Origin of the sequence: Rhizobium anhuiense (assembly GCF_003985145.1) — a bacterium.
Lineage (GTDB): Bacteria > Pseudomonadota > Alphaproteobacteria > Rhizobiales > Rhizobiaceae > Rhizobium > Rhizobium anhuiense.
In genome coordinates, this window is record NZ_ML133528.1 from 179,799 (window position 1) to 205,960 (window position 26,162).

A 26,162-nucleotide genomic window follows, 5' to 3' on the forward strand; every position below is an offset into this window, starting at 1 on the left:
AAATCACCCTTTCAGACAAAAGCCGCCGCTTGTCTATTTCGGGCATGCGGGCCAAGAATGGCGGGCGCCCCGAATATGTTTAAAATATTGCTAAATTATTACATTGATGCTTACTTACAATAGTAGACACTAATCTCTCCGGGGGAGGAAGATTATGGCTTCGCCGTGGGTAAACGACGCACTGTCACATGCACAATCAGCGTTTTCCAGCAAGATCAACACGGATATCCTTGAGGTTGGGGGCGGCTCTCGCACGCATATCCCACTAAAAGGCGCGCGATATACGGTCCTGGACATCTCCAAGGAGCAGCTCGAGAAGAACAAGGACGCCGCGGAAAGGATCCTCGGCGATGCTCAAACCATCGACTATGGAGATCGCCGCTTCGACGCCTGCGTGTTCTGGGACGTTCTCGAGCATTTGGAAAACCCGCGCTCCGCCTTGTTGAGAGCCCATGATACCTTGTCTCCCGGCGGTCTGGTGTTCGTCAAAGGTCCGATCCTCAGTTCCGCCAAGGGGATCTTCACCGATCTCACACCCTGGTGGAGCCATGTCCTGTTCTATCGCTACGTGCTGCGGCAGAAAAACGCGGGGAAGCCGGGCTATGCGCCGTTTCGCGTCGAGCACGCCGCCGAGGCATCCCATTCGGAGATTGCCCAGACATTGAAGGAACTCGGCATGGATATCGTCTTCGTCGGCGAATATGTGTCGACCCAGGTGCATGCGCTCAAGGACAGAATTCCCCCGCTTTATTGGCTCTATGAGGCTTTCGGCCTTCTGCTGCGCGCAGTTTCGGCCGGAAGGATCGGGGGACGGGAGACGGAGTTCCTGATCGTCGCCAAGTGCCTTCGACAGTAACTCCCCACCAAAATCTATATAGCACTGCGGAATCCCGAAATTGGCTGCACTATTGAAATCATTCCATATTTCCTGATGCCGACGCCTCACGAAGCGCGGCGAATTTCGGAATCCCGAAGTGGGGGAATTTCGGGATCCCGAAGTGGCGTTTTTTTCTTCCTGCCGAGGCGCCCGCGTTTGTCGGCGGCAATCTTGCGGTCGGTCTCGGACCATTTCCGGCATCTTTCGGCCGTGCACCGCTTCCACTCGTCGGTGGGCGGCGCGCCTTCATGATCACCGACAAAGGTGAGCGTGAACCGGTTGGGATGCGCGACCCCGCTGCCCGCCCGGCCGCGGCGAACTTTTATCAGCCCCTTATATTCCAGCTCATCGAGCGCATCGGCCACATATTCGCCGGTCACGCCGTAGGAAACGAACTGCGGATGGGTCACGACAAGCTTGCCGTTTTCCAAGGCGGCGTGCGACGTGTGCTCGATGACGATGCGGAAAAAGGCGCGGCAGGCATTCGCGCTCAATGTCGTGAAGGCCGCAGATTCCAGCAACTGAATGGTGAACCATTGCCAGCGAAGGCACCCGTTATCCGTGCCGCTTGGCGGAGCAGTATGCTTGCGCACCATCGCCCGCGTCTTTCCCTGACTGGTTCGGCTTTTGTCGCGAGGGTTGAATTTGACCATCAGCCCCTCGCCCGCGTTGCCGGTCGATCCTTCGGCAATCTACTCACCCTGCGAGACCGGGAATTCTGTTCATAAAGCGGGCGACGGCCCAGGCTCGTCCCGGCGACCAACTCGCCGATAAGGAAAAATTTGCTCGACATCCGGCATTCCATGGTTGCAATCACGGCAACCTAGCGCAAGAACGATCCATGAACTAGGAAAATATTCTTAGTTTCGATCTTACATCGTTCGGTTGCGTCTGCTAGGATCAGGGCGCTGAATCTCGAAGGGTAGGAGCGCGATGCGAATGATCGGCATGGGAAAAAAGAGCGTGGTGGTTTGCGGCAAGCGATTGCTGGTCTTGTTTTCGATCTTGCTGGCAAGCGCCGTCCAGGCCTTTCCCTGCGATCAGCCGGTCGTGATCTCGAATTGGTCGTTCTGTGCGACCGGCAATGTGAGCGCTGAGGGCGGCGCCGCTGATTGGAAAATCGTTCCCGCATGGACTCACCAGGACGCCATAAGCGCGTATTTCGGAAACGATCCGCGGCTCCTGGCAAACCACGGGCTTTGCAACGCCAAATTCCGTCGCGTCGTCCTCTGCCAGCCGGGATGGCAAACGGGCAACCCGGATGAGTGCTCATACCTGGTTTGCAGCGGCTATTACTCATCCTTGTTCGGGAAGGAAGAAAGGGAAGCCTATATGAAAGACCATCCGGACGAGCAATAGTTTTTCGATTCGCTGTCTTGGGGGCCTTTCGCTTCGCTGTCTTGGGGCAGAGACCGGAGCGGCCGCTGAGAAGTTAACCTTAATCTCCCGATCTCGATGTTGAAAACCTGAAGCGGCTTCGCGCAAAACGATTATTGCGACAGGGGTACTACCCATCCTCTTCATCGGCAAATATGCTCGCTACCCGCAGCCGGAAGATGCCGCAACCTTCAATGTTCAGAGGCCTTGCCAGCATGACGTCATTGTACAGGAAGAGTTTTGTCTGGTTTTTCCTGTGCCTCACACTCTCCCATCCAGCATGGTCCGCCGACGGCATCGAGATCCCGGGCTACGCGCCGGCGACGGGCGTCGAGCGCAGCTACCACGTTCAAAAAGCAACTGAGACCGATATGTCGTTCTGGTTCGACAAGCCAGGCGCCTCGGCCATGACGATGCGCGGCGCGTTTCGCCGGCGTATGACGATGCCGTCGCGGGATGAAGACGGCATGCGGGTCCGCTGGTCCCTCAGCGCCGATTTGCCGGCAGGCACCGCTGGCCTTGCCGATAGTTATCAGATGAACCTGCTCTATCGGACTTCCCTCACAGCCTATGGCACCGCCACGCTCGAATTCGAAACCGACCTGAACGGCAACCCGCGCACTCTCTCCGATGCCGATCAGATCGTGGCGCATATGCGGGAGATGGCCGCCGGCGGCGCTCCCGCAGCCGGCGGCTCCGCGGCACGGGAAAGCGGGGGCTATGACATCATCGCCAAGATAGAGGCGAACCCTCTGCTGATTGTTGCCGCCCTGGTGCCGGAGGCGCAACTGCTTGCCACAGGGCAATCCTATCAGGCGGAGACGATGGAAATGGGACAGGCCTCGGTGGCATCCCGAGACGAGGACTATGGCGGCGTCAATGTCCCGGTGACCTCGACCTGGACCCTGAAATCGACCGACGCAACCGCAGGCACGGCAACCCTTTCGCTGTCGGAGGAAGCCGATGCCGCAGCGTTCAGCCAGTCGCAGCAGCCGGTGATCGCAAATTTGATGAGCAGCTTTGCCGAGCGGGCAAAGAGCCTGACGGCCGATCAGCTGGCTTCCGTCAAACGCGCCAGCAAGAACCGAAGCGTCGAACTCGTGGTGTCCCTGAACGATGGCTCGACGCTCGAAGCGTCGGAGATCGTGACCGTTACGACGGGAGACGCAACGTTTCGCACATACACCCATATCCAACGCGAGGACATGCCGGCCAAGCTGCCGCTGCCTGCCGTGCTGACGGCAAAAGACTTGCAGACGCCTGATTTGGGCATCGAGCCGCTGCCATCGGCCAAGACCGGGCCGGGCATCCTGGATGAGCTTTCGACACCTCCTGCGCCGCCAACGGCATCACAAGATATGGCCGCTGCCGCAGATGATGACGGGGCCAAGGCAATCGCACCTGTCTCGCTTGCGGTGAAGAGTGCGGAGGTAGCTCTGTCCCCCGTGTCCTACGACCACGGACTGAATATCATGCTCACCCCGGAAGGCGCTGCCGCATTCCGCGATTTCACCCAGGCGGCATTGGGGCGACAAACGCAGATGCTGATCAACGACAATGTCGTCATGGAACCCTGGATGAGGGAGCCGATCATGGATGGCCGCATTGTTCTGTCGGGAACGGATCGGAAAGATTTGGAAGCGCTGGCGGAACAGCTGAAGGCTCCCGGCGCCAAGATTGTCGTCCGGCTACGCCCATGAAGGCGCCACCTGTGCAGTCTGCCTTCCCGGCGGCATCATCGGCCGCGCCCTGGTCAGCTGCCCCTCACTTCAGCCGCCGGGTCAATCGCCGATGGCAAAGTGAACGGGGGAACGACGCGGGGCTTCAATCCTTTGCTTCGGGGATCAGACGTATCAAAGTTCCATCCCTCGCCGCAGCACTGATTGCCGTTGCGATCTGCCGGAGCGGTCCATCGGCGACGAGCATATCTGGCGCAGGGTGTTTTCCGGGACCCGGATCGATAAAGGCCGAACACCGGTGATCCGAGTCGAGCATCGCCATGAACGATGTCGCGACGATTGCTTCGCCGCAGGCGGCGCATCGAAGAATGTACGAACCGCCATGGACGATCGATTCGGTTTCATCCAATCCGCAGGACGGGCAGGCCAACATATTGTTCATTGCGGGTGAGACTACGAGGCTGCGGCTAGAATGATGGCGATCACGAGCAGCAAAGGACCCATCCACTTGAAGTGACGAACCACCGGCGGCCGGCTGGCCGGATTGCCGGGAAAGGGCAGATAACCAAAGCCGACGGACGCCATCCACAGGCCGGCGCAAAACATGATGATTTCATCGATATAGGCTGCGATCATTGCCTCTCTTGCCTCTGGATCGGCGCTGCGATTTCCGTCTCCACGCCCGATGCCACTCATCCTACCCATGCGAACGGCCAGACGGAAGAGAAGAGTGGAGCCCAGAGATTAAACTTGGGGTAGCATAGTTGCTTCGAATCCCCTAGGCATTCGAACTCGCAACACACGAATCCGCTACAGCCACTTTCTCGGGAATGATCCATGCACAACGCCAAATTTATTCGCTCCGCCGCCTTCTCTGTGTGCGTCGCTTTTGCGGCATTTCAGGCCGGACAGGTTCTGGCCGAGTCGGCCAATGACAAGTTCTTTGACGCAGCCCTTTGCAATCCACCCTATACGATGACATCGGCAATGAAGATCTATGATGTCGTGGAAGCTTTGGCCAAGCCGGACACGTCGTCTCTGGGTGCGGCGATCTACAAACTCCCGAACCAGATAGTCCGCGACGGCTTTAAGTCGACCGAGGTTTTCTTTGCAAGCAACGCGGTTGGAATACTGGTCGAAGGTGAACGCGCCGACGATCTGGCCGCAAAATACGGCTTGAAGCGCGAGACCTCGGACCTGCTGGGGACATCCACCAAGGGCTATTCGCGCGAGCTGCCGGCAGATCTGCAGCCGGAACCGGGAATGGCCGGACCCGGAAAGGTCTCCATCATTGCCCGCCAAGGCAACGCCCTGCCAGGCAAAACCTTGCTGGCGTGTGAATTCGTTCAGGAATTTTAAGAAGCGCATAAGCGCGTAAAACAGCGGCACCAACCCCCTTTCGAAATGCACATACCGCCAGTTCGCTGATCGAGAAGAGCATCTCGGCCATGCCGCACGCCACGCGGATGAATCGCCCTTGAGGGCCCGGATCAGTGGGTGGTTATTCAGGCGACCCAGGCCGCAACATGAGCGTTGGTCAAAGACTGGCCGACCGGGGCGCGGCAGGCGTTCATCGACGCTGCGATCGAAGCCGGAGGAATGAAGCCAAGGGTTCTGGCACATGATGCCGCCCGTGTGCACCCAGTCATACTGGGTGCCTGCGGCTCTGGGCTAAGTAATTGGGAAGAATGGCGCACCCGAAGAGATTCGAACTCCTGACCCCCAGATTCGTAGTCTGGTGCTCTATCCAGCTGAGCTACGGGTGCGTGCAAAATGCGGCGGTGCCGCTTGCGTGGCGATCCTCTAAAACGTCCTTCGGGACAATGCAAGAGCATTTCTGAAAAAATCGCGTCTTTGCCTGTTCGCGGCTGTGCCTTGCCGGGCGAGGTCACTTTTCCAAATGCGTCCGGCTGCGGTAATCCTCCAGCGAAACCGGGCGATCGGGGATCTCGATGCGGAACTGGGTGCCGACCGTCGGCTTTTCCACCAGCGCGATCGTGCCGCCATGGGCCAGCACCAGCTCGCGGGCGATGGTGAGGCCGAGGCCCGTGCCGCCGGAGCGGGCGGAACCGCGGAAGGCGGCAAAGAGGTTTTGGCGGGCCTTCAGCGGCATGCCCGGACCGGTATCGTCGACCGTGATGCTGACGACGCTGCCGACGCGCTGGGCGGCGACGGTGATGCGCCTCAAGGTACCCGGGGCGCCCTCGCCCGGCGCGGTCAGCGCCTGCAGCGCGTTGCGGCAGAGATTGTGGATGACGCGGAAGAGCTGTTCACCATCGGCATCGACCTTGAGCTCGGCGCCGATCTGCTCGACGAATTCGATGCCGCTCTGCGGATCGATCGCCAGTATGTCCTTGACCTCCTGGGTCAGTTCCAAAAGCAGGATATGGCGACGGCGCGGCGCCGATTCGCTCGCCTTGCCGTAAGACAGCACCTCGGTGGTATAGCCGACGGCGCGGTCGATGGTGCGCAGCAGCTTCGGGGCGAAGCTCTTGACCATCGGATCGTCGACATCGACGAGACGGTCCGACATCAGCTGCGCCGACGCCAGGATATTGCGCATGTCGTGATTGATCTTGGAGACGGCAAGGCCGAGAGCGGCGAGGTTCTTCTGCTGCTTCAGCGTCTTCTGCAGCTCCATCTGCATCGAGGTGAGGTTGCGGCCGGCGACCGCCAGTTCGTCGCGGCCGCCGTCGCCGATATAGATATGGGCCGGGTTTTCCGGATCGGAGGAGAATTGCTGCATGCTGCCGGTCAGCCGGCGGATCGGGCCGATCAGGATGCGGTTGATCGCAAAGAAGATCAGCGTCGCGGTGAAGACGGAGATCAGCACCGACAGAAGGAGGACGTTGCGGGAATAGGCGAACATCGCCGTGCGCAACTGCCTGTCCCTCATCACCACCTCGACGCCGGTGTTGGTGTCGCCGACGGGGCCATAGACGCGGATCATCCTGCTGCCGCCGAAGATCAGCGTGTCGAGCGCATCGCGTATCGCCGTCATTGGCGGCACGTCGGTGAGATCATAGGCTTCATCGACGGAGGTCGGCATATCGGTGGTCGCCAGCAGCCGCGAGGTGCCGTCCTTTCGCAGCACGATCGCCTTGGTGCCGGTTGCCTCCAGCGTTTCCTTCTGCAGCGCTCGCGGCAGCTCGACCGGCTGCAGCCCGTCGATGACGATGGCGGCGGCGGCGGCCGTGTTCAGCCTGTCTTCCAGCCAGCGTATGCGCATGCTGGCAACCGAGGGGAAGAAGATCAGGATTTCGGCGAGCATGATGAAGAAGACGGTGAGCCAGAGCAGCTTGCCGGAGAGCCCGCCGAACATGCGGGCAGACGGGCACGGCGCCCTCGCAGCCTCGCCGGCCGCAGGGGTCTCCGCCGAAGGATTGTCACCCTGGTCTTTCATCGGCATTCGTGTCTCGCCCGATCGGCAGCATTTGCGCCGCCCTTACCGCTGGAGCTTTATATTAGACCAAGATGCTCCGCTTTCAAATCTTTGCGAGCAGCGTCACGTCGTCACAAAGAAGCGTCCAGCTTGGAGAAGGAAGGCCCTTCCCCAACCTTTGCCCACAAGAGGGAGGGACCAATTTGCGGCGCCCACGCGGCAAATATCAGCCTTTCCGCGGGTGAAACGACGAAGTGGGAAGCGCCGGTGCGACAGGTTAGGTTTGGGGCGAGGTCTTTGCCCGGCGCGGGCCGGGCAGAAAAAACCAACGCCGCCCGGAGGCGGCGTTAAAAGGCGCGTGATCAGTAAAGCTTAGAACTCTTCCCAGCTCTGTTCGGCGGGCGCCGCGTTGCCGCCGAAAGCGCGGGTGACCTTGGCGATCGCCCGGCGGGCAGGCGAGGCGACCGGCCGGTGCGGCTCGTTGCGGACGAGCGCCACAGGCGCCGGCGCACCGTCCGACAGTTTGAAGCGGGCAATGAGGCTCACCAGCCCATTGGCTTCGGCCGACAGCCTGTGCGTGGCGGCGGAGGTCTCTTCGACCATCGCGGCATTCTGCTGGGTTACCTGGTCCATCTGGTTGACGGCGGTATTGACTTCCTTGAGGCCGGTCGACTGTTCGGTCGCGGCTGTCGCGATCGAATGGATATGGTCGTTGATGGCGATGACGCGGGTGCCGATTTCGGCGAGCGCCTCGCCGGTCGCCTGCACCAGCTTGACGCCGACCTGCACCTCGTCGCCCGACTTGGTGATCAGCGCCTTGATGTCCTTGGCCGCGGTTGCCGAACGCTGGGCCAGTTCGCGCACTTCCTGGGCGACCACCGCGAAGCCCTTTCCGGCCTCGCCGGCGCGGGCGGCCTCGACGCCGGCATTCAGCGCCAGCAGGTTGGTCTGGAAGGCGATCTCGTCGATGACGTTGATGATCTGGCTGATTTCGCGCGACGCCTGCTCGATGCGGCCCATGGCCTCGACGGCATTGCGCACGACGACGCCGGAGCGGCCGGCATTCTCCTTGGCTTCGGACACCATGATGGTTGCTTCATGCGCCCGCTCGGTGGAATTCTGGACGACAGCGGTGATCTCATCGAGGGCGGCCGAAGTCTGTTCGAGGGCAGCCGCCTGCTGCTCGGTGCGCTTCGACAGGTCGTCGCTGGCATTGCGCAGTTCGGCGGTGTTGCCGTTCATCGCTTCCGTCGTCTCGCGCACTTCGCGCATCGTCGCCTGCAGGGTGACGAAGGTATTGTTGACGTTCTGCTGCAATTCGGCGAAGGCGCCCTGGAAGCTGCCGCGCATCGTCTGGGTGAGGTCGCCTTCGGCAAGGCTTGCGATGACGCGGCGGGTCTCGCCGATGCCGGCATCGACGCTCGCCAGCAGCGTGTTGATGTTGCCGGCGAACTGGTTGAGGTTCTCGTCCTCGTAGTCCTTATCGATGCGGTGGCCGAAATCGCCGGCCGCGGCCGCAGCCACGACGACGGACATGCTCGACTGCAGGTCGTCGCTCTTGGCGCGCATCGCCGCCTCCTGAGCGTTCAGGCGCTTGATGGCAAGGCCGTTCGCCTTGAAGACGGCGACCGCTGCGGCCATCTCGCCGATTTCATCCTGGCGTCCGGCGAAAGGAACCTCGGCCTCGAAATTGCCGTCGGCAACCTCCTTGATCGCATGGGTGACGCGCTTGATCGGGCGGCTCAGATGGCTGGTGCCGATGTAGAAGCCCATGCCGATGCCGGCCGAAATGCCGATGCCGGTGATGCTGAGGACGAGCATCAGCACCCAGGAGCGGAAGCTTTCGATCTCGGCGTTGACGGTCTGCAGCGCGGCCTTGTCGATGGCGACGACCGCGTCGATTTCCGCCTGGAACGCCTTGCGGTTGGCGCGGTTGGCCTCATTGTTGCCCTGTTGGCTGGCGGCCTCGGGGCCGACCTCGGTACCGAGGCGGGCCGTTTCCGCGCGGAAGGTGCGGAATTCCGCAGCGCGGGCGACAAGCTTGGCAAAACTGTCCTTCTCATCCTCGGGAACGAGCGGCGCCCAGCCCGCGATGACCTTGTCGATCTCGTCGAGGCCGGCCAGCAGGCCCTTGGCAAAATTCGGCGTATCCTTGATCGTCTTGGCGGCATAAATGCCGCGCGATTCCATCACCACCGCCGTCACGAAACGGTTGAGACGTTCGCCGGCATAGGCGCGGGTGGCGGCCTGTTCGTAAGCCGTCAGGTTGCGACTGTATTCGTGCATCGCGGACAATGCCGTTGCGCCGATCAGAAGCGCGACCGCGCCCATCACGCACACCAGCAGATTAATTTTGCCACGGATCTTCAATGCAATGCCCTCCTAGCTACGCCACTGCCTGGAAAGCAAATTCCAGCCCATGCGCTGAATATCGGCGACATTTATTAAAGTTAGATTTCCAATATTTACGATTATGCCGAGGGAAAATTATCCCTGTTGGACGCGGTCGCGGGACGTAACCCCCTGCAAACCAGGCTTATCGATCGCTTGCGGCACCAAATTACAACCGCTCGGAGCAAGCGGAAATTCTTAACACCAGAGTGCGAAAATTACTTCGGGCCGACGGCGCAAAGTGAAATTATCGGGTATAATTGACTTTCTAAGCCTTCATCCGTATAAGCCGCCGCACGTCCGGTCACTCAGCCTTTTTGGCTCGCCCGTTCGAAAAACAACGCTCCTTGCATTATGCAAATTCAAGAAGGGCCGCACTCCGCGGTATTCAAATAAATGAAGCGTACCTACCAACCATCCAAGCTTGTTCGCAAGCGTCGCCACGGCTTCCGTGCGCGCATGTCCACGAAGGGTGGCCGCAAGGTCATCGCTGCCCGCCGCGCGCAGGGCCGCAAGCGTCTTTCGGCTTAAGGCCGGATTGCCCGGTAAGAGATGGCGGGCGAATTGACGACCAGTGAGAAGAAACACACTGTCGGGCGGCTGAAGAGCCGCCCGCAGTTTCTTGCCGCGCGCGAGGGCGAAAAACGCCGGGGCGGCCTCTTCCTTCTCGAAGTCCTCGACCGGAAGGAACCCGACAGCCAAGCCCGTGTCGGTTTTACAGTCACCAAAAAACATGGCAACGCGGTCGAACGGAACCGTATGCGCCGCCGCCTGAAAGAGGCGGTGCGGCTTCATGCGGGGTTTGCAATGCAGCCCGGACACGACTATGTGGTTGTCGCGCGCAGGGACGTGCTTCAGGCGTCCTTCAAAGAATTGGCCGCGGAACTGAAATCCCGCGTGGAAACCAGGCCGAAACACCGGCGCTCCGGAGACGGACGCCCCAGGAACGTATGATGGAAAACAACCGCAATTACTTCATTGCGATCGCTCTCTCGGTGCTGATCGTCCTCGGCTGGCAGTTTCTCTATATGAATCCGCGCATCGAGACCCAGCGCAAGGCGCAGGAAGCCCAGAAGGCGCAGCAGCAGACCGAGCAGGCGCAGCAGCCCGCAGCAAGCGGTCAGGCGCCGGCCCAGCCGAGCGGTGCGGCCCCTTCCAGCCAGGCGGCCGCGACGGCGACGCTCGAGCAAGCGCTGCAGAAGTCGCCGCGCATTGTCATCGATACCCCGGCACTTTCCGGTTCGATCAACCTTGCCGGCGCCCGCCTCGACGATCTGAAGCTCAAGGGCTATCACGAGACCGTCGACGACTCGAGCCCGATCATCACGCTGTTCAGCCCGGCCGAAACCAAGGACGGCTATTTCACCGAACTCGGCTATATCGGCAGCGATGCGACGGGCAGCGTTCCCGGTCCCTCGACGCTCTGGACCGCACCTGAGGGCGCCAAGCTCACCGAAAAGACGCCGGTGACGCTGACCTATACGAACGACAAGGGCCTGACCTTCACCCGCACCATCTCCGTCGATGAACGCTACATGTTCACCGTCGCCGACAAGATCCAGAATGCCGGCCAGGCGCCCGCTTCGCTGAATTCCTACGGCCGCGTCACGCGCTACAACAAGCCGACGACGCCATCGGTCTACGTCCTGCATGAAGGCTTCATCGGCGTCATCGGCGATGACGGCCTGGTGGAAACCAAATATACCGCCGCCGAGAAGGAAGCCGTGAAGCCGGCCAAATCCACCGGCGGCTGGCTCGGCATCACCGACAAATACTGGGCCGCGACGATCGTCCCGCCGCAGGCCAGTCCCTATGAGGCAAGCTTCTCGCATTTTCCCGACGGTCAGCCGCGCTATCAGGCCGACTACAAGGAAGATGCCTTCACCGTTGCGCCGGGCCAATCGATCGAGCTGAAGAACCTCGTCTTTGCCGGCGCCAAGGAAGTGCCCGTCATCGACGGCTATGAGGCGAGCTACTCGATTCCGAAGTTCGACCGTCTGATCGACTGGGGCTGGTTCTATTTCATCACCAAGCCGATGTTCAAGCTGATGGACTTCTTCTTCCGCTACTTCGGCAATTTCGGCGTGGCGATCCTGTGCACCACCATCGTCGTCAAGCTCCTGTTCTTCCCGCTCGCCAGCAAGCAATATGCTTCGATGGCCAACATGAAGCGCATGCAGCCGAAGATGGAGGAGTTGAAGGCGAAATTCGCCGACGACCGCATGGGGCTGCAGCAGGCGACGATGCAGCTCTACAAGGACGAGAAGATCAATCCGATCGCCGGCTGCTGGCCGGTGGCGCTGCAGATCCCGATCTTCTTCTCGCTCTACAAGGTGATCTACATCACCATCGAGATGCGGCATGCGCCCTTCTTCGGCTGGATCAAGGATCTTTCGGCGCCCGATCCGACGACGATCGTCAATCTGTTCGGCCTGCTGCCCTTCGAGGCCCCGACCTTGCTGCATCTCGGCGTCTGGCCGCTGATCATGGGCATCACCATGTTCGTGCAGATGCGCATGAACCCGACCCCGCCCGATCCGACCCAGGCGATGATCTTCAACTGGATGCCGCTGGTGTTCATGTTCATGCTGGCAAGCTTCCCGGCCGGCCTCGTCATCTACTGGGCCTGGAACAACACGCTCTCGGTGCTGCAGCAGTCGGTGATCATGAGGCGCCACGGCGTCAAGGTCGAACTCTTCGACAATCTGAAGGGCCTGTTCCGACGAAAAGAAGCGCCATCGAAATGACGCCTGCCAAGCCCCGCTCCGGCGGGGCTTTTCTTTTCCGGGCGTCGGAGAAGGACGCAGGGTAAGACCCTGCAAGCCGCCTCTAAAGCTTGACATCTGCCCGCAAAACCATGAAGCCCGGTAAGACACCCAACCCAGAGATTGCAGAGCCCGCATGCCCGACACCGAAAAGCCGCTCTTCGGCCACCCATGGATCTTCATCCGCGGCGTGCCATCCCTGAACTTCCTGCCGCCGGAAGGGCCGCTGGAGGTGGCCTTCGCCGGGCGCTCGAATGTCGGCAAATCCTCGCTGATCAACGCACTGGTCGGCCAGAAGGGCCTGGCGCGCACCTCGAACACGCCGGGACGCACGCAGGAACTCAACTATTTCGTTCCCGACGGCTATTCCGGCGAAGGCGGCGACCTGCCGCCGATGGCGATCGTCGACATGCCGGGCTATGGTTATGCGCAGGCGCCGAAGGAGCAGGTCGACAAGTGGACCAAGCTGGTTTTCGATTATCTGCGCGGCCGCGCGACGCTGAAGCGCGTCTACGTGCTGATCGACAGCCGCCACGGCATCAAGAAGAATGACGACGACGTGCTTGACCTGCTCGACAAGGCTGCCGTCTCCTACCAGATCGTGCTGACCAAGACCGACAAGATCAAGGCGGCCGGCGTGCCGAAGCTGCTGGCCGAAACAGCCGACAAGATCCGCAAGCGCCCGGCCGCCTATCCCGGCGTGCTCTCCACCTCCTCGGAAAAGGGCGATGGGTTGGACGATCTGCGCCAGGCGATTGGCGAAACCGTCGGCATCGCCCGCTGGAAGTAGAAGGCGCACGCGCCCCGGACGCGGAGCCCTGTTTGGTGTAAAGGTCTCCGCGGCACCCATAAGTTGAAGACAGCGCAATCGGAAAACTAACGGTTGACGACGCAAGCTTGATGAGCTAGATAGCGAGCATCGAATTTTGCTTGCTGGCTTGGTTATCGCGCGATTGGCACCGCGCTCTGAACGAACTTCCTTTCAAAAATCGCTATCATCATCCGCATCGCCTTGGCGTTACGGTTCTTCAATATTGCTATGAAAGGGTTCATCATCATGGCCACTGGCACAGTTAAATGGTTCAACTCCACCAAAGGCTTCGGCTTCATTCAGCCTGACAATGGCGGCGATGACGCCTTCGTTCACATCTCCGCCGTCGAGCGCGCCGGAATGCGCGAACTCGTCGAAGGCCAGAAGATCGGCTTCGATCTCGAGCGCGACAACAAGTCGGGCAAGATGTCCGCCTGCAATCTCCAGAACGCTTAATTCGGTATCTGCTTCCCTTTGACCACGGATGTACTGGCACTGCCGGAAGCACGTTATCAATCCAAGGCCAGGCGATTTGCCTGGCCTTTTTTGTTTTCGCTCGCGCGTCGAGCCCTCCAATATCGGAGCCAACATGACTGAGACATACAGCAAATCTCGCCAGCGGGCGGAGATTGCCTTCGGCAACGTCCATACCCAATTCTTCGCGAAGAACCAGGCGGCCGAAGAGCTTGAATCCGACGCCCAATCGCAACAGGCGAAGACGTTGCGGCTTCGGGAAGCCCGGCTTGCTAGGGAACAGAGTGACCGGGTATCGGCAACCTCGGCCCTCATTGCCAAACGCGCCAGGGCCCGCTGAGATCACAACCCGATCGACAAGGCTCGGGATTTAAACCGCATCTGAAATGACGGGCTTGCAGATCGCGCGCTGCAGCATGCCGAAGGCGTGCTGGCATTCACTCGCACCAAGGAAGCGTCAATGGCAGAGACTGCGAACGAACTTCAATCGATCAATACGGCCTGGCAGATCGCCATTCAGGAGATCCTGCGCATGGTGATCAGAGACATGTATCACGGCGGCGGCGAAGCGTCGTTCAGGACCCATATCAAGCGTATCGAAGAAGCGGCCGTCGACAGCATCTACACGGATTTGCGGCTGCGCGGGACAGATGAATGGACGGAAGTGCTGGTCAAGGAAAGGGCGAGCAATTTCGTCACGACCCTGCTGACGTCATTTACCTATGACCGGGCCTAAATCATCCTGTGGCCGGCAATCGGCGGACGTGCCGCCGATCAACGCTTGCGTCCCCGCAGGTTTTAAAGCAACCCTAGTTCTCCTGCTGTGCGGGAGCAGCCGCGTCCAAGAGTAAGATTTGATGACCGATAGCAAAGACCAGCCGATTTCGCCGGAAGGCGTCGGCAACTTGCCCCATCTTGCCGAAGCCCTTGATGACGACCGGTTTCGACACTTTCTCGATCATGTGCCATTCGCAGTGGCTGTCTCCCAACTCAGTGGCGACGAGCTGCTGATTTACGTCAACCTCGAATTCGAACGGCTGACGGCGCTTGAGGCAATCGAGGTCCAGGGAAAACCTTGGCCGGAAATTAAACTGAACTCCACCGCTGTCTCCGGAGAGGCGTCGCTCACGGCCGCTGTGACAACTGCGGAGGATTATATTGGCGCCTTCTCGCTGGTGGCCGAACCCGACAGCACCGTCATTGTCGATGTCTGGTCGAATACGATCGTCGACGATGACGACACGCCACTCTTCCGATTGGTGGCCTTTGCTGCCCGCAATGAGGCGACGGCCGCTGAGAGCTTCAGCGAACTGCTGACGGAGAAAGATGTCCTTCTGCGGGAACTTCAGCATCGCGTGAAGAACAATCTTCAGATGATCACGGCGCTCATCCGAATGGAGGCGCGCAACGCTCAACAGAATGAGGAAAGCGAGAGGTTTGCACGGCTTGCCGGGCGGATTGAAGCCTTGGCCCTGCTCTATCGCTCGCTGTCAGACGAAGAGAAAGGCGCCACTGTCGATCTTGGCACCTATGTCAGCCAGATTGCCGCCTCGGTGATGGCGGCCCACGCGGTGGAAGGGATCCGGCTGGACATGAAGGTCGATACCTGGCCGGTTTCGGTCGATGTCGCCATGCCGGCCGGCCTCGTCATCAACGAACTCCTCACCAATACGCTGAAGCATGCCTTCGTGGGGCGTGATGGCGGCGAAATCACGCTCCGCTGTGTCGTCAGCGATACCGGGTGCAGGATCACCGTTGCTGATAACGGGGTCGGCCTTCCCCAAGATGTGACCTGGCCGCAGCCGGGAAAACTGAGCGCGATGATCGTACAGTCGCTGAAACAGAATGCCCGCGCCGAGGTTGAAGTAAGCTCGTCCCCTGGCACCGGCATGAGTGTCTCCCTCGTCTTCCCGAGAGCGGAAGCGGCCCAATAGCCACCTCGTCAATTTGCGTTAGGGGCGCCTCAACAGCGCCCCATGCCTTCGTCGATACGAGACTTACATCTTCGGCAGCAGCACCTTGTCGACGACGTGGATGACGCCGTTCGACTGTTTGACGTCGGCGATGGTCACATGGGAAACGCCGCCGTTTTCATCGGTCAGCGTGATCTTGCCCTTGCTTTCGCGGGCTTTCAGCACGCAGCCGCCGACGGTCTTGATGTCGTGCTCGCCGCCGTCATCCTTGATCATCTTGGCAACGGTCTTGGCCATCGCATCGGCGGCAACGACGTGGCAGGTCAGAACCTTGGTGAGCGTCGCCTTGTTTTCCGGCTTCAGCAGCGTTTCGACGGTACCCTTCGGCAGGGCGGCGAAAGCTTCGTTGGTCGGCGCGAAGACGGTGAAGGGACCCTTGCCCTCGAGCGTGCCGACGAGGCCGGCGGCCTTGACGGCTGCGACCAGCGTCGTGTGATCCTTGGAATTCACGGCGTTCTCGATGATGTTCTTGCTGTCGAACATTGCAGCACCGCCGACCATCGGGTTCTTGGCGGCAGCAAAGGCGACAGCCGACATGGCGGTGGCGAGCGCGAAGCCGCGCAATACGGACTTGATCATGATTTTCTCCTCACCGGACCCCATCCGCCGGCTTTATGCCTGAGCGTCGTCCGGACATTTCGAACTACGACGGTCCGCGCCGAAGAGTTTCAGACAGGAGAAAATGATTTTTACGGCCGGCGTGATTTTACGGCCGGTGCAGGGGGCCGCTTGCGATCACCGGGCCGGTCGCCTGGCCGGTCGGCGAGCCGCCGAAGGGCTCGAGGCTGACGGCGAGCGTTGCACCATCGGCGATATGGCTGCGCAGATCGGCGGGAATGACCAGTTCGCCGCTTTCGCCCGGCTGGAAGACGCCGAGCGATTTCGGCAGGCCGCTGCCGGGCACCAGCCAGAGTTCCAGCGACTTCTCTTCCGGCTTGCCGGCCGCGACCGGCACGATCTTCAGCCGGCCGCTCTGCAGCTCATAGGAGGCAAGAAGATTGATGGCGTTGTTCTGGCCCGAAAGCGACGCCACCAAAGGCGCCGGCCCCTGCGGCTGCGGCACCACGCCGGAGGCGAAGATGACGGCACTGACGGCGACGATGACGCAAGCAAAGCTCAGCGAGCGCCAGAAAACGGCGGAATTCCAGAGCCCATGCGAAAAGGATGCGGCCTTTTGGCTATCGCCGAAAAGCCGCGCCTCGATCTGCTTGAAGGTTTCCCGGTTCGGAGCAACACCTTCATACTCGTCATTGAAGGCGGAAAGATTGGTTTCCCAGCGGCTGACGATCGCCGCGAAAGGCCGATCGTGGCGCATGCGCTCTTCCACCACCCGGCGGTCCTGCAGCGACAGGACGCCAAGCACATATTCGCCGGCGAGAACCTCGTCGCGGGAGCGGTCTCCCTTGCTTTTGTCGGGCGATGTCATCGTTCCATGCACTCTCTCAGTTTCAAGAGGCTGCGCCTGAGCCAGGTCCGCATCGTGTTCAGCGGGACACCAAACTGATCGGCCAGTTCCTGATAGCTCAGCCCTTCGACATAAGCCCGTTTCACCGCGACCGCACGATCAGCTTCCAACTCTTCCATGCAGGTGTCAATCCGCCTTCCTTCATCCTTCGTCACCGTCTGCATTTCCGGGTCGGGTCCGGCATCGGCAAGATCGTAGGCACTGTCGAGTTCGTCGGCGACAGGCTTGCGCGCCCGCAGCGCATCGATCGACCGGTTGCGGGCGATTGCGGCCAGCCACGCCGACGACGAACCCGTGGCAGCCTGGAAGCTCCGAGCCCGTTGCCAGATGCTGATATAGACTTCCTGCAGGGCTTCTTCGGCTTCCGTGCGATCCTTCAAGATACGCAGGCAGACCGCAAAAAGTTTCGGTCCGGTTTGGTTGTAGAGGGCCACGAAAGCCCTGCGGTCGCCGAGTGCGACGCGGCCGATCAGGTCTGCGATCTCATCGCCTTGCATGGCGTTCCTCATCTCAAGCTTGCGTGCGCCGGGCGGCGAAGTGCTCCGGCTCCGCGCCAGATACGAAAAACTATTACCCTCTGGATTATTCCCTCTGTCAGAAACTTGCGATAAAAGGCCGCGATCAATTCTGCGGGGTTCCCATGAACGAAACCGAAAGCGAACTGCAGGCACGGCTTTTGGCCAAGGCGCTGCCCTTCATGCAGCGTTACGAGAACAAGACGATTGTCGTGAAATATGGCGGCCACGCCATGGGCAATCCCGAGCTCGGCAAGGCCTTTGCCAGCGACATCGCGCTGTTGAAGCAATCGGGCGTCAACCCGATCGTCGTTCACGGCGGCGGCCCGCAGATCGGCGCCATGCTGAACAAGATGGGCATCGAATCGAAATTCGAAGGCGGGCTTCGCGTCACCGACCAGAAGACGGTCGAGATCGTCGAGATGGTGCTCGCCGGCTCGATCAACAAGGAAATCGTCGCGCTGATCAACCAGACGGGCGAATGGGCGATCGGCCTTTGCGGCAAGGACGGCAACATGGTCTTCGCCGAAAAGGCACGCAAGACCGTGAAGGATCCGGATTCGAACATCGAGCGCGTGCTCGATCTCGGCTTCGTCGGCGAAGTGGTCGAGGTCGACCGCACGCTGCTCGATCTGCTCGCCCGCTCCGAGATGATCCCGGTCATCGCGCCGGTGGCGCCTGGCCGCGACGGCGCGACCTACAATATCAATGCCGATACCTTCGCCGGCGCCATCGCCGGCGCGCTGAACGCCACCCGGCTGCTCTTCCTGACCGATGTGCCCGGCGTGCTCGACAAGAACGGCCAGCTCATCAAGGAGCTTTCCGTCGCCGAGGCGCATGCGCTGATCGCCGACGGCACGATTTCAGGCGGCATGATCCCGAAGGTCGAGACCTGCATCGATGCGATCAAGGCCGGCGTCCAGGGTGTCGTCATCCTGAACGGCAAGACCGCGCATTCCGTGCTGCTCGAGATCTTCACCGAGCACGGCATCGGAACGCTGATCGTTCCCTGATCGAGGCTTGCGCCCTTCGCTGCGAAGGGCGCATCGTCCTGATCTCGCGACTATCGCCAGGGATATCGGCGTCAAAGCTGGCTATAGATCGCCGCCGCTTCCTGCTTCAGCTTGTCCATCATCGACCGGTAAGGTCCCGGACCATAGCTGATGCGGCCGACGCCGAGCCCAGCCAACGTTTTCACGTCAGGGACGCCCGTCCTCATCATGACGTTGACCGGCAGCGGCGATGCCGCACAGATTTTCTCGATCAAGGCGGGATCGATCAGACCCGGCACGAAGAAGCCGCTGCCGCCGGCCGCCGCATAGGCCCTGCCGCGCTCGATCGCCTCATCCACCAGACCGGCATGTTTGGCAAGATCGCTCTCGGCGAGGAAGAGGTCGGTGCGGGCGTTGATGAAGAAAGCGATGCCTTTGGCTTCGGCCATGGCGCGAATGGCGCGGATGCGGGCCGCCTGCCTGTCGATGGGATAGAGCCCGCTGCCGGCGACCACCTGATCCTCGAAATTGATGCCGACCGCACCGACCTCCACCAGTTTTGCCACATTGGCCGCAGCCCCCTCAGGCTCGGCCGAATAGGCGCCCTCGAAATCGACCGAAAGCGGCAGGTCGATGACCGAGGTGATGGATTTCGCGGTCTCGACCAGCACCGACATCGGCAACTTCTCGCCATCGCCATAGCCATGGGCAGCAGCGACCGACCAGCTTCCCGTCGCCAGCGCCTTGGCGCCGGCATCGGCAACCGCCTTGGCCGACCCGGCATCCCAGATATTGTAGAGAACGACCGGGTCGCCCTTCCGATGCAATGTGCCGAATGCCTTGGCCTTTTCGTTCTGGTTCATGCTGTCTCCTCCATATCAGGTACTTGATCAGGTGCCTGGTCAGCTGCTTGCGCGCTGATTTTCTGTTCATGCCGCAGCAGCCATTGCTTGCGCCATAGTCCGCCGCCATATCCCGTCAGCGATCCGTCCGCGCCGAGGATGCGATGGCATGGCACGATGATGGCGAGCTGGTTGGCGCCATTGGCACGGCCGACGGCGCGCACCACTTCCGGCCGTTCCATCTCTCTTGCGAGATCGCCATAGGCGCGCGTCTGGCCGGCAGGGATATCGATGAGCTTTGCCCAGACATGTTTTTCGAAGGCCGTGCCGCCAAGCGCCAACGGCGTCTTGAAGACCGTCAGCCGCCCCTCGAAATAGTCCCTGATCTCAGCCTCGATCTGGTCGATAACAGGCGTGCGGCCGATTGCGACCGAGGAGCGGACGCGCTTTTGCAACGCCTCGAGCTCGGTCGGCAGCGCCTTACGGTCATGAAATTCGAGGAGATGCAGGTGCGTCTTGTCGGCAACCGCGATCATCGGGCCGAGCGGCGTGTCGAACCAGTCGGCAAAAAGCAGTTCGCGGTTCTGCGACAGCGCCGGCGCCTTGCCGATGAGCCGCTGAAAAGCCGCTCGAAAACCACTTGGGGATTCATATCCCGCATCGAGCTGCGCATCGATGACACGCGCGCCGTCGGCCAGTTGCCGCGCCGCCTCGCCGAGCCTGATATAGCGGACGATATCGTGGAAGGTCATGCCGAGCGCCCGTTTGAAGGCGCGGCGCACGGTCGAGGGATCGTGACCCCGGCGCACGAGTTCATCCTCGCTCCAGCGCAGTTGCGGCGCGCGATCGAGCTCTGCCAGCAGTGCGTCGACGATCGGCTCCCTGCCCGGCTGCTCCAGCGGCCTGCAACGACGGCAGGGGCGGAAGCCGGAATGCATGCAGGCGGCGATCGTGTCGAAAAAGATGGTATTTTCCCGCTTCGGCTTGCGTGCCGGGCAGGTCAGCCGGCAGAAGATGCCCGTCGTCTTCACGCAGACATAGGCCTGGCCCTCATAATCGGCGCTGCGCGCGATCAGGGCGTCATAAAGCGTATCGTCATCGGGGCGTTCGAAAAGCATGCCGGCTTTCTAGCATCCTCGGCCGCGGCCGTCCGCCGAAAATCGGGCGTCTATTTCTTCTTGTCGATTTCCTTGGGCGAACAGCCGTGCCATAAGACCGCCATGACAAAGATCGACCGCAAACCTGATAAAGCCGATTTCGCGCACGTCACAGATTGGGTCTTCGACCTCGACAACACGCTCTATCCGCATCATGTCAATCTGTTCGCGCAGATCGACAAGAACATGACGGCCTATGTCGCGGCGCTCCTGCAGATGGAGCGGGAAGAGGCGCGCAAGCTGCAGAAGCAATATTACCTCGACCACGGCACGACGCTGCAGGGCCTGATGATCCATCACGGCATCGACCCGAACGACTTCCTCGAAAAGGCGCATGCGATCGACTATTCGGCGCTGACGCCGCAGCCGGAACTCGGCGAGGCGATCAAGGCGCTGCCGGGGCGCAAGTTCATCTTCACCAATGGCAGCGTCAGGCATGCCGAAATGACGGCGGAGGCGCTCGGCATTCTCGAGCATTTCGACGATATCTTCGACATCGTCGCCGCCGACTACGTGCCGAAGCCGGCGCAGGCGACCTACGACAAGTTCACGGCGTTGAAGCGCGTCGAAACCGGCAAGGCGGCCATGTTCGAGGATCTGCCGCGCAACCTGACGGTGCCCAAAGCGCTCGGCATGCAGACCGTGCTGCTGGTGCCGCGCAATCTCGAAGAGACGGTCGTCGAATGGTGGGAAAAGACCAGCGGCGAAGAGGATCATATCGATTTCGTCACCGACGACCTCGCCGCCTTCCTCGGCAAGATTACCGGCTGACAGCCAGTCTTTATTTGATCCATGTCGTTGTCCCAAAACCGCTGCACAGTTTTGGCCGACCTGCATTGATTACGAAGTTTTCACTTAGCTTACCGATGTTTAACTGGGTCTTTCGGGGCTGCTGCCGTAGCTTCTTTCGTGAGGGGACACCTTACGAAAGGCAAACACGATGTACCGCAACAAGCTGATACTGGCAGCGCTTTCCTCCACCCTCATCTTCGGCGCAGCCGCCGGAGCAGGCTATGCCGCACCCGGTGACGGGCCGCGTCAGCATCCCGGCAGGCACGGTCCCATGCACGGTGGGGGACCTGCCGCCTTCCGCGAAATCACCTATGTCCGCATGCTCAAGCAGTTCGACACCAACAAGGACGGACAGATCTCCAAGGACGAGGCGACCGCCGGCATCGACAAGGTCTTCGCTGCGATCGACACCAATAATGACGGCTCGCTGACCCCGGGCGAAATCCAAGCGTACCAGAAAGCGCAGATGCAGGCGATGAGAGATCAGCGCAAGCAGGAGGCTGGGGAAAACAAGGATGCGAACGCCGCAGCCGAGACGGCGGACAATGACGACCAGGGACGGCCGCCTCGCGAAGGCCACGAGGGTCGCGACGGACATCGCTGGATGCGCCATGGCGGCAACATCATGCGTGCCTCGATCATGATGCACCGGGTCGACACCGATCAGAACGGCCAGATCTCCAAACAGGAAGCCGAAGCCGCCATCGACAAGCTGTTCACCCGGATGGACCGCAACAAGGACGGCGTCATCTCGATCGACGACATGCCGGACCGGCCGCTTCTGTAAGGCCGGACAAACCGATATCTTTCCCCGCTCCGGCGGGGAAAGAGTGGGAGGTTCGGCGAAACGCCGCGTTTCTTGTCCTTATTCGCGGTGTTCGTAGAAATCCTGGATGATCTTCCATGCGGCTTCGGCCGTATCGACGAAGCTGATCAGCTTGACGTCGTCGGGCGCGATCGTGCCGAATTCGGCCAAAGCATCGAAATTGATGATGCTTCGCCAGAAGGTCTCGCCGAAGAGGATCAGCGGCAGGCGCTCCATGCGGCCGGTCTGGATCAGTGTCAGGCATTCGAAGAATTCGTCGAGCGTGCCGAAGCCGCCGGGAAAGACCGCGATCGCCTTGGCGCGCACCATGAAATGCATCTTGCGGATGGCGAAATAGTGGAAGTTGAAGCTGAGCTCCGGCGTCACATAGACGTTCGGCGCCTGCTCGTGCGGCAGCACGATGTTGAGGCCGATCGACGGGGCGCCTTCGTCGGCGGCGCCGCGATTGCCGGCCTCCATCACGCCGGGGCCGCCGCCGGTGACGATGACATATTCGTGGAAATTCAATTTGGCAGAATATTTCGAGCAGAGCCGGGCGAATTTGCGCGCCTCGTCATAATAGACGGAGGCCGCCTCCAGGTTGACGCGCTGGATATCGTTGCGGGCTGCCCAGGCGCTCTGGCCGGGGGCGGGAATGCGGGCGCCGCCGAACATGACGACGGTCGACTTGATGCCGCGTTCGGTCAGCATCATCTCCGTCTTCAGCAACTCCAGCTGCAGGCGGATCGGCCGCAATTCCTCGCGGCAAAGGAAATCCTCGTCGACATAGGCAAGGCGGTAGGCCGGCGACATCGTCTGCGGCGTCTTCGGCACGGCTTCGGCACGCTGCCTGTCGGTCGAGCTGCTCTTCAGCGGGTCCCATACGCCATCCTTGCGCCGCGAACCGCCGTTTCGTCCCTTCGCCATATCGTAATGCCTTTCAGTATTGCCGGCCAAGAAGCCGGATATGTCGCTATAACGCCTTGAATCCAGATATGATCTTGTCGGAAAAATCATTCCGTTCTACGGGTTCATGCTGTAGAGCAGGATTGACCCCCGCCAACCGCAATTCCGGAGACTTCGCCGTCTCCACGATAAAGATCGAAGTTTAAGGAATTCTCATGAGCGCCACCGACCTCGCATCCCTCGAAAAGACCATCGAAGCCGCCTTCGACAATCGCGACAATGTGAACATGTCGACGAAGGGCGAGGTTCGCGATGCGGTCGAGGCAGCACTCAATCTGCTCGATGCCGGCACGGTCCGTGTCGCGACGCGCGGTGCCGACGGCGCCTGGACGGTCAATCAGTGGCTGAAGAAGGCCGTGCTCTTGTCCTTCCGCCTCAACGACATGGAAGTGGTCAAGGGCGGCTCGGGCAATTCCACCTGGTGGGACAAGGTTCCTTCGAAATTTGAAGGCTGGGGCGAGAATCATTTCCGCGCCGCCGGCTTCCGCGCCGTGCCGAACTGCGTCGTGCGCCGCTCGGCCTATATCGCCCCGAATGCGATCCTGATGCCCTCCTTCGTCAATCTCGGCGCCTATGTCGGCGAAGGCACGATGGTCGACACCTGGGCGACGGTCGGTTCCTGCGCGCAGATCGGCAAGCATGTGCATCTCTCCGGCGGCGTCGGCATCGGCGGCGTCCTGGAACCGATGCAGGCCGGCCCGACGATCATCGAGGACAATTGCTTCATCGGCGCCCGTTCGGAAGTGGTCGAAGGCTGCATCATCCGCGAAGGCTCGGTGCTCGGCATGGGTGTCTATATCGGCAAGTCGACCAAGATCGTCGATCGCGCCACCGGCGAGGTGACCTACGGCGAAGTGCCGCCCTATTCCGTCGTCGTCGCCGGCTCGATGCCGTCAGGCAATGCGACGATGGGCAACGGCAAGCCGGCGCCGCATCTCTACTGCGCCGTCATCGTCAAGCGCGTCGATGAACAGACCCGCTCGAAGACCGGCATCAACGAGCTGCTCAGAGATTGATGACACCGGGACATTGATCCGGTAAACAGACGGCGTCTTTTTACGCGAGGCAGCCCTGCCTTGCCATGTCTTTGCCATTCCCGCCGGATAGTTCGACCGCCATGACCGCTACCGATCCCGTCGCCAATCTCCAGACGCTGATTCGCTGCCCTTCCGTGACGCCCGCCGAAGGCGGCGCGCTCACGGCGCTGGAGGCTATGCTTGCGCCGCTCGGCTTTGCCGTCGACAAGGTGAAGGCGAGCGAAGAGGGAACAGCCGATATCGAAAACCTCTATGCCCGCCTCGGCAAGGACGGCCCGCATCTGATGTTTGCCGGCCATACCGATGTCGTGCCGGTCGGCGACGAAGCCGCCTGGACGCATCCGCCCTTTGCCGCCGAGATTTCGAAAGGCGAGCTTTTCGGCCGCGGCGCCGTCGACATGAAGGGCGGCATCGCCTGTTTCGTCGCCGCCGTCGCCCGTCATATCGAGAAAAACGGGCCGCCGGCCGGCTCGATCTCCTTCCTGATCACCGGCGACGAAGAAGGGCCGGCGATCAACGGCACGGTCAAGCTGCTGCAATGGGCCGCCGAACGCGGCGAGCGCTGGGATGCCTGCCTGGTCGGCGAGCCGACCAATCCGGACAGGCTCGGCGACATGATCAAGATCGGCCGGCGCGGCTCGCTGTCGGGCAAGATCACCGTGCATGGCGTCCAGGGCCATGCCGCCTATCCGCATCTTGCCGACAATCCGGTGCGCGGCATGCTGCAGCTGACGCAGGCACTGATGGATCCGGCCTTCGATGGCGGCACCGACGACTTCCAGCCGTCGAACCTCGAGGTGACCACGGTCGATGTCGGCAATCCGGCGACCAACGTCATTCCCGCCAAGGCGTCGGCGAGCTTCAATATCCGCTTCAACGACAGCTGGACGGTCGAGACGCTGCGGGCCGAAATCCTGCGCCGGCTGGAAGCCGCCGCCGGGGACGGGGCGCTGCGACCGGGCCGCCAACCGGTGAAATACGACATCGTCTGGGCCGACCGGCCGAGCCATGTCTTCCTGACGCGCAACAATGCGCTGATCGCCTCGCTGTCCTCGGCCGTCGAAAGCGTTGCCGGCCAGTCGCCGAAGCTTTCGACCACCGGCGGCACATCGGATGCGCGCTTCATCAAGGATTATTGCCCGGTCGTCGAATTCGGCCTTGTCGGCCAGACGATGCACATGGTCGACGAGCGCGTCGCGGTCGCCGATCTGGAGATGCTGACGGCGATCTACGAGACCTTCATCGCCCGCTGGTTCGCCAATGCCGGGCTTTAGAGAAGTTCAATATTATCTGGCCGGCCTCTGGTTGCTGATCCGGCTGGATCCGCGCGGCTTCCGCTACCTCGACATGTCCGAGCGCGGCGTCAACCGCTCGTTCTGGGCAATAGCCTGGTGCCTGCCGCCGATGGGGATTTCCTGGCTCTGGTGGCGGCAGGCCTTCCTGCGGTCGATGCCGCCGGAAACCGATGTCGATGTTGCCTTCTATCTCAGGCTCGGCCTCGTCGAGATCGCCAACTGGTTCGTGCCATTGGTCTTTGCCGGGCTGCTCTTGCTTGCTTTCCGCATGGGCGAGCGTTTTGCCCCCGTCGTCGTCAGCGTCAACTGGCTCGGCGTGCCGCTCTCCTACATCAACGGGCTGCTGCTGGCGATGGTGGTGTTCCTGCCCGGCTCCGTCGGCCTCGTCTCGCTGCTGCTGCTGGCCTTCATGCTGGCGCAGGTCTTCGCACTGGCGCGCATTCTGCGGATGATCTGCCACGGTCACGCGCTGATGGTCGGGGCGATGACGCTGGTGCTGCTGGTGCCATCGATGATCCTTTCGGAATATCTTCAGCACTTCCTCGGCATCTATCCCGCCTGATCAGG

29 protein-coding genes and 1 tRNA gene are annotated in these 26,162 nt (G+C 61.1%); 18 read left to right on the plus strand and 12 right to left on the minus strand.

Features of this window, described 5'->3' with window-relative positions:
• The first annotated feature begins 154 nt into the window (after nt 1-154).
• Nucleotides 155-856, plus strand: a complete 702-nt coding sequence (locus EEQ99_RS20795; RefSeq protein WP_028755443.1) for a class I SAM-dependent methyltransferase — start codon at nt 155-157, stop codon at nt 854-856.
• Between the two features lie 86 nt (nt 857-942).
• Here EEQ99_RS20795 and EEQ99_RS20800 read toward each other — a convergent pair whose 3' ends face one another.
• On the minus strand, nt 943-1,530 hold the full coding sequence (locus EEQ99_RS20800; RefSeq protein WP_127431021.1) for a hypothetical protein: 588 nt from the start codon (nt 1,528-1,530) through the stop codon (nt 943-945).
• A gap of 280 nt (nt 1,531-1,810) precedes the next feature.
• On the opposite strand from EEQ99_RS20800, the gene EEQ99_RS20805 reads away from it, so the two are divergent.
• Both EEQ99_RS20805 and EEQ99_RS20810 read left to right on the plus strand, forming a co-directional pair.
• Nucleotides 1,811-2,236 carry a hypothetical protein gene (locus EEQ99_RS20805; protein WP_127431022.1) on the plus strand — a complete coding sequence of 142 codons (426 nt, stop codon included), beginning with the start codon at nt 1,811-1,813 and terminating at the stop codon, nt 2,234-2,236.
• A 233-nt stretch (nt 2,237-2,469) separates the two neighbouring features.
• The gene (locus EEQ99_RS20810; RefSeq protein WP_127431023.1) at nt 2,470-3,954 is read left to right on the plus strand and encodes a SecDF P1 head subdomain-containing protein; all 1,485 of its coding nucleotides are present in this window, start codon (nt 2,470-2,472) and stop codon (nt 3,952-3,954) included.
• A gap of 124 nt (nt 3,955-4,078) precedes the next feature.
• Here EEQ99_RS20810 and EEQ99_RS20815 read toward each other — a convergent pair whose 3' ends face one another.
• On the minus strand, nt 4,079-4,375 hold the full coding sequence (locus tag EEQ99_RS20815; protein ID WP_127431024.1) for a eukaryotic translation initiation factor eIF-2-beta/eIF-5 family protein: 297 nt from the start codon (nt 4,373-4,375) through the stop codon (nt 4,079-4,081).
• Between the two features lie 11 nt (nt 4,376-4,386).
• Nucleotides 4,387-4,569, minus strand: a complete 183-nt coding sequence (locus tag EEQ99_RS20820; RefSeq protein ID WP_127431025.1) for a hypothetical protein — start codon at nt 4,567-4,569, stop codon at nt 4,387-4,389.
• Between the two features lie 201 nt (nt 4,570-4,770).
• Here EEQ99_RS20820 and EEQ99_RS20825 point away from each other — a divergent pair, with 201 nt between their 5' ends.
• Nucleotides 4,771-5,292 (plus strand): hypothetical protein, encoded by a 522-nt coding sequence (locus tag EEQ99_RS20825; RefSeq protein ID WP_127431026.1) that lies wholly within the window; start codon nt 4,771-4,773, stop codon nt 5,290-5,292.
• Between the two features lie 330 nt (nt 5,293-5,622).
• Here the strand turns inward: EEQ99_RS20825 and EEQ99_RS20835 are convergent.
• The 3 genes from EEQ99_RS20835 to EEQ99_RS20845 all read right to left on the minus strand — a co-directional run bounded on the left by EEQ99_RS20835 (nt 5,623) and on the right by EEQ99_RS20845 (nt 9,685).
• A tRNA-Arg gene (locus EEQ99_RS20835) sits at nt 5,623-5,699 on the minus strand.
• 122 nt (nt 5,700-5,821) lie between these two features.
• Nucleotides 5,822-7,342 (minus strand): ATP-binding protein, encoded by a 1,521-nt coding sequence (locus EEQ99_RS20840; RefSeq protein WP_028755455.1) that lies wholly within the window; start codon nt 7,340-7,342, stop codon nt 5,822-5,824.
• A gap of 345 nt (nt 7,343-7,687) precedes the next feature.
• Nucleotides 7,688-9,685, minus strand: a complete 1,998-nt coding sequence (locus tag EEQ99_RS20845; RefSeq protein WP_127431027.1) for a methyl-accepting chemotaxis protein — start codon at nt 9,683-9,685, stop codon at nt 7,688-7,690.
• A gap of 417 nt (nt 9,686-10,102) precedes the next feature.
• Between EEQ99_RS20845 and rpmH the strand changes: the two genes are divergently transcribed.
• The 8 genes from rpmH to EEQ99_RS20885 all read left to right on the plus strand — a co-directional run bounded on the left by rpmH (nt 10,103) and on the right by EEQ99_RS20885 (nt 15,690).
• Nucleotides 10,103-10,237 (plus strand): 50S ribosomal protein L34, encoded by a 135-nt coding sequence (rpmH, locus tag EEQ99_RS20850; RefSeq protein WP_008524438.1) that lies wholly within the window; start codon nt 10,103-10,105, stop codon nt 10,235-10,237.
• A 21-nt stretch (nt 10,238-10,258) separates the two neighbouring features.
• On the plus strand, nt 10,259-10,660 hold the full coding sequence (rnpA, locus tag EEQ99_RS20855; RefSeq protein WP_028755457.1) for a ribonuclease P protein component: 402 nt from the start codon (nt 10,259-10,261) through the stop codon (nt 10,658-10,660).
• Nucleotides 10,660-12,453: a membrane protein insertase YidC gene (gene yidC, locus EEQ99_RS20860; RefSeq protein WP_047617137.1), complete on the plus strand. Its 1,794-nt coding sequence runs from the start codon at nt 10,660-10,662 to the stop codon at nt 12,451-12,453. The genes rnpA and yidC overlap by 1 nt, the downstream gene beginning before the upstream one ends.
• 154 nt (nt 12,454-12,607) lie before the next feature.
• A complete protein-coding gene (yihA, locus tag EEQ99_RS20865; protein ID WP_028755459.1) occupies nt 12,608-13,261 on the plus strand; it encodes a ribosome biogenesis GTP-binding protein YihA/YsxC in 654 nt (217 codons plus the stop codon).
• 267 nt (nt 13,262-13,528) lie between these two features.
• Nucleotides 13,529-13,738, plus strand: coding sequence for a cold-shock protein (locus EEQ99_RS20870; protein ID WP_003545000.1), 210 nt, complete (start codon nt 13,529-13,531; stop codon nt 13,736-13,738).
• A gap of 133 nt (nt 13,739-13,871) precedes the next feature.
• Nucleotides 13,872-14,096: a hypothetical protein gene (locus EEQ99_RS20875; protein ID WP_047617282.1), complete on the plus strand. Its 225-nt coding sequence runs from the start codon at nt 13,872-13,874 to the stop codon at nt 14,094-14,096.
• A 120-nt stretch (nt 14,097-14,216) separates the two neighbouring features.
• Nucleotides 14,217-14,492 (plus strand): hypothetical protein, encoded by a 276-nt coding sequence (locus EEQ99_RS20880; protein WP_024323874.1) that lies wholly within the window; start codon nt 14,217-14,219, stop codon nt 14,490-14,492.
• A gap of 121 nt (nt 14,493-14,613) precedes the next feature.
• Nucleotides 14,614-15,690, plus strand: a complete 1,077-nt coding sequence (locus EEQ99_RS20885) for a sensor histidine kinase (protein WP_047617141.1) — start codon at nt 14,614-14,616, stop codon at nt 15,688-15,690.
• Nucleotides 15,691-15,753: 63 nt separating this feature from the next.
• Here EEQ99_RS20885 and EEQ99_RS20890 read toward each other — a convergent pair whose 3' ends face one another.
• From EEQ99_RS20890 to EEQ99_RS20900, 3 genes are all read right to left on the minus strand, one after another.
• On the minus strand, nt 15,754-16,308 hold the full coding sequence (locus tag EEQ99_RS20890; RefSeq protein ID WP_028755461.1) for a fasciclin domain-containing protein: 555 nt from the start codon (nt 16,306-16,308) through the stop codon (nt 15,754-15,756).
• A 127-nt stretch (nt 16,309-16,435) separates the two neighbouring features.
• Nucleotides 16,436-17,155: an anti-sigma factor gene (locus tag EEQ99_RS20895; protein WP_127431028.1), complete on the minus strand. Its 720-nt coding sequence runs from the start codon at nt 17,153-17,155 to the stop codon at nt 16,436-16,438.
• Nucleotides 17,152-17,691, minus strand: coding sequence for a sigma-70 family RNA polymerase sigma factor (locus EEQ99_RS20900; protein ID WP_025554809.1), 540 nt, complete (start codon nt 17,689-17,691; stop codon nt 17,152-17,154). The genes EEQ99_RS20895 and EEQ99_RS20900 overlap by 4 nt, the downstream gene beginning before the upstream one ends.
• 143 nt (nt 17,692-17,834) lie before the next feature.
• On the opposite strand from EEQ99_RS20900, the gene argB reads away from it, so the two are divergent.
• Complete coding sequence (gene argB, locus EEQ99_RS20905) at nt 17,835-18,722, plus strand: acetylglutamate kinase (protein ID WP_025554810.1); 888 nt, start codon at nt 17,835-17,837, stop codon at nt 18,720-18,722.
• Between the two features lie 71 nt (nt 18,723-18,793).
• Here the strand turns inward: argB and EEQ99_RS20910 are convergent, their stop codons facing one another.
• Together EEQ99_RS20910 and EEQ99_RS20915 are read right to left on the minus strand one after the other, a co-directional pair.
• Complete coding sequence (locus tag EEQ99_RS20910; RefSeq protein ID WP_127431029.1) at nt 18,794-19,564, minus strand: isocitrate lyase/PEP mutase family protein; 771 nt, start codon at nt 19,562-19,564, stop codon at nt 18,794-18,796.
• On the minus strand, nt 19,561-20,661 hold the full coding sequence (locus tag EEQ99_RS20915) for a bifunctional transcriptional activator/DNA repair enzyme AdaA (RefSeq protein ID WP_127431030.1): 1,101 nt from the start codon (nt 20,659-20,661) through the stop codon (nt 19,561-19,563). The genes EEQ99_RS20910 and EEQ99_RS20915 overlap by 4 nt, the downstream gene beginning before the upstream one ends.
• A gap of 102 nt (nt 20,662-20,763) precedes the next feature.
• On the opposite strand from EEQ99_RS20915, the gene EEQ99_RS20920 reads away from it, so the two are divergent.
• On the plus strand, nt 20,764-21,471 hold the full coding sequence (locus EEQ99_RS20920) for a pyrimidine 5'-nucleotidase (RefSeq protein ID WP_047617147.1): 708 nt from the start codon (nt 20,764-20,766) through the stop codon (nt 21,469-21,471).
• Nucleotides 21,472-21,640: 169 nt separating this feature from the next.
• The gene (locus EEQ99_RS20925; RefSeq protein WP_025554967.1) at nt 21,641-22,279 is read left to right on the plus strand and encodes an EF-hand domain-containing protein; all 639 of its coding nucleotides are present in this window, start codon (nt 21,641-21,643) and stop codon (nt 22,277-22,279) included.
• Nucleotides 22,280-22,357: 78 nt separating this feature from the next.
• Here EEQ99_RS20925 and EEQ99_RS20930 read toward each other — a convergent pair whose 3' ends face one another.
• Entirely contained in the window at nt 22,358-23,224 is an 867-nt protein-coding gene (locus EEQ99_RS20930) for an LOG family protein (RefSeq protein ID WP_047617285.1), read from the minus strand.
• A 194-nt stretch (nt 23,225-23,418) separates the two neighbouring features.
• Here EEQ99_RS20930 and dapD point away from each other — a divergent pair, with 194 nt between their 5' ends.
• From dapD to EEQ99_RS20945, 3 genes are all read left to right on the plus strand, one after another.
• The gene (gene dapD / locus EEQ99_RS20935; RefSeq protein WP_047617151.1) at nt 23,419-24,279 is read left to right on the plus strand and encodes a 2,3,4,5-tetrahydropyridine-2,6-dicarboxylate N-succinyltransferase; all 861 of its coding nucleotides are present in this window, start codon (nt 23,419-23,421) and stop codon (nt 24,277-24,279) included.
• A 101-nt stretch (nt 24,280-24,380) separates the two neighbouring features.
• On the plus strand, nt 24,381-25,574 hold the full coding sequence (gene dapE, locus EEQ99_RS20940) for a succinyl-diaminopimelate desuccinylase (protein WP_047617153.1): 1,194 nt from the start codon (nt 24,381-24,383) through the stop codon (nt 25,572-25,574).
• Entirely contained in the window at nt 25,561-26,157 is a 597-nt protein-coding gene (locus EEQ99_RS20945; protein WP_047617155.1) for a hypothetical protein, read from the plus strand. The genes dapE and EEQ99_RS20945 overlap by 14 nt, the downstream gene beginning before the upstream one ends.
• Nucleotides 26,158-26,162 lie beyond the last annotated feature (5 nt).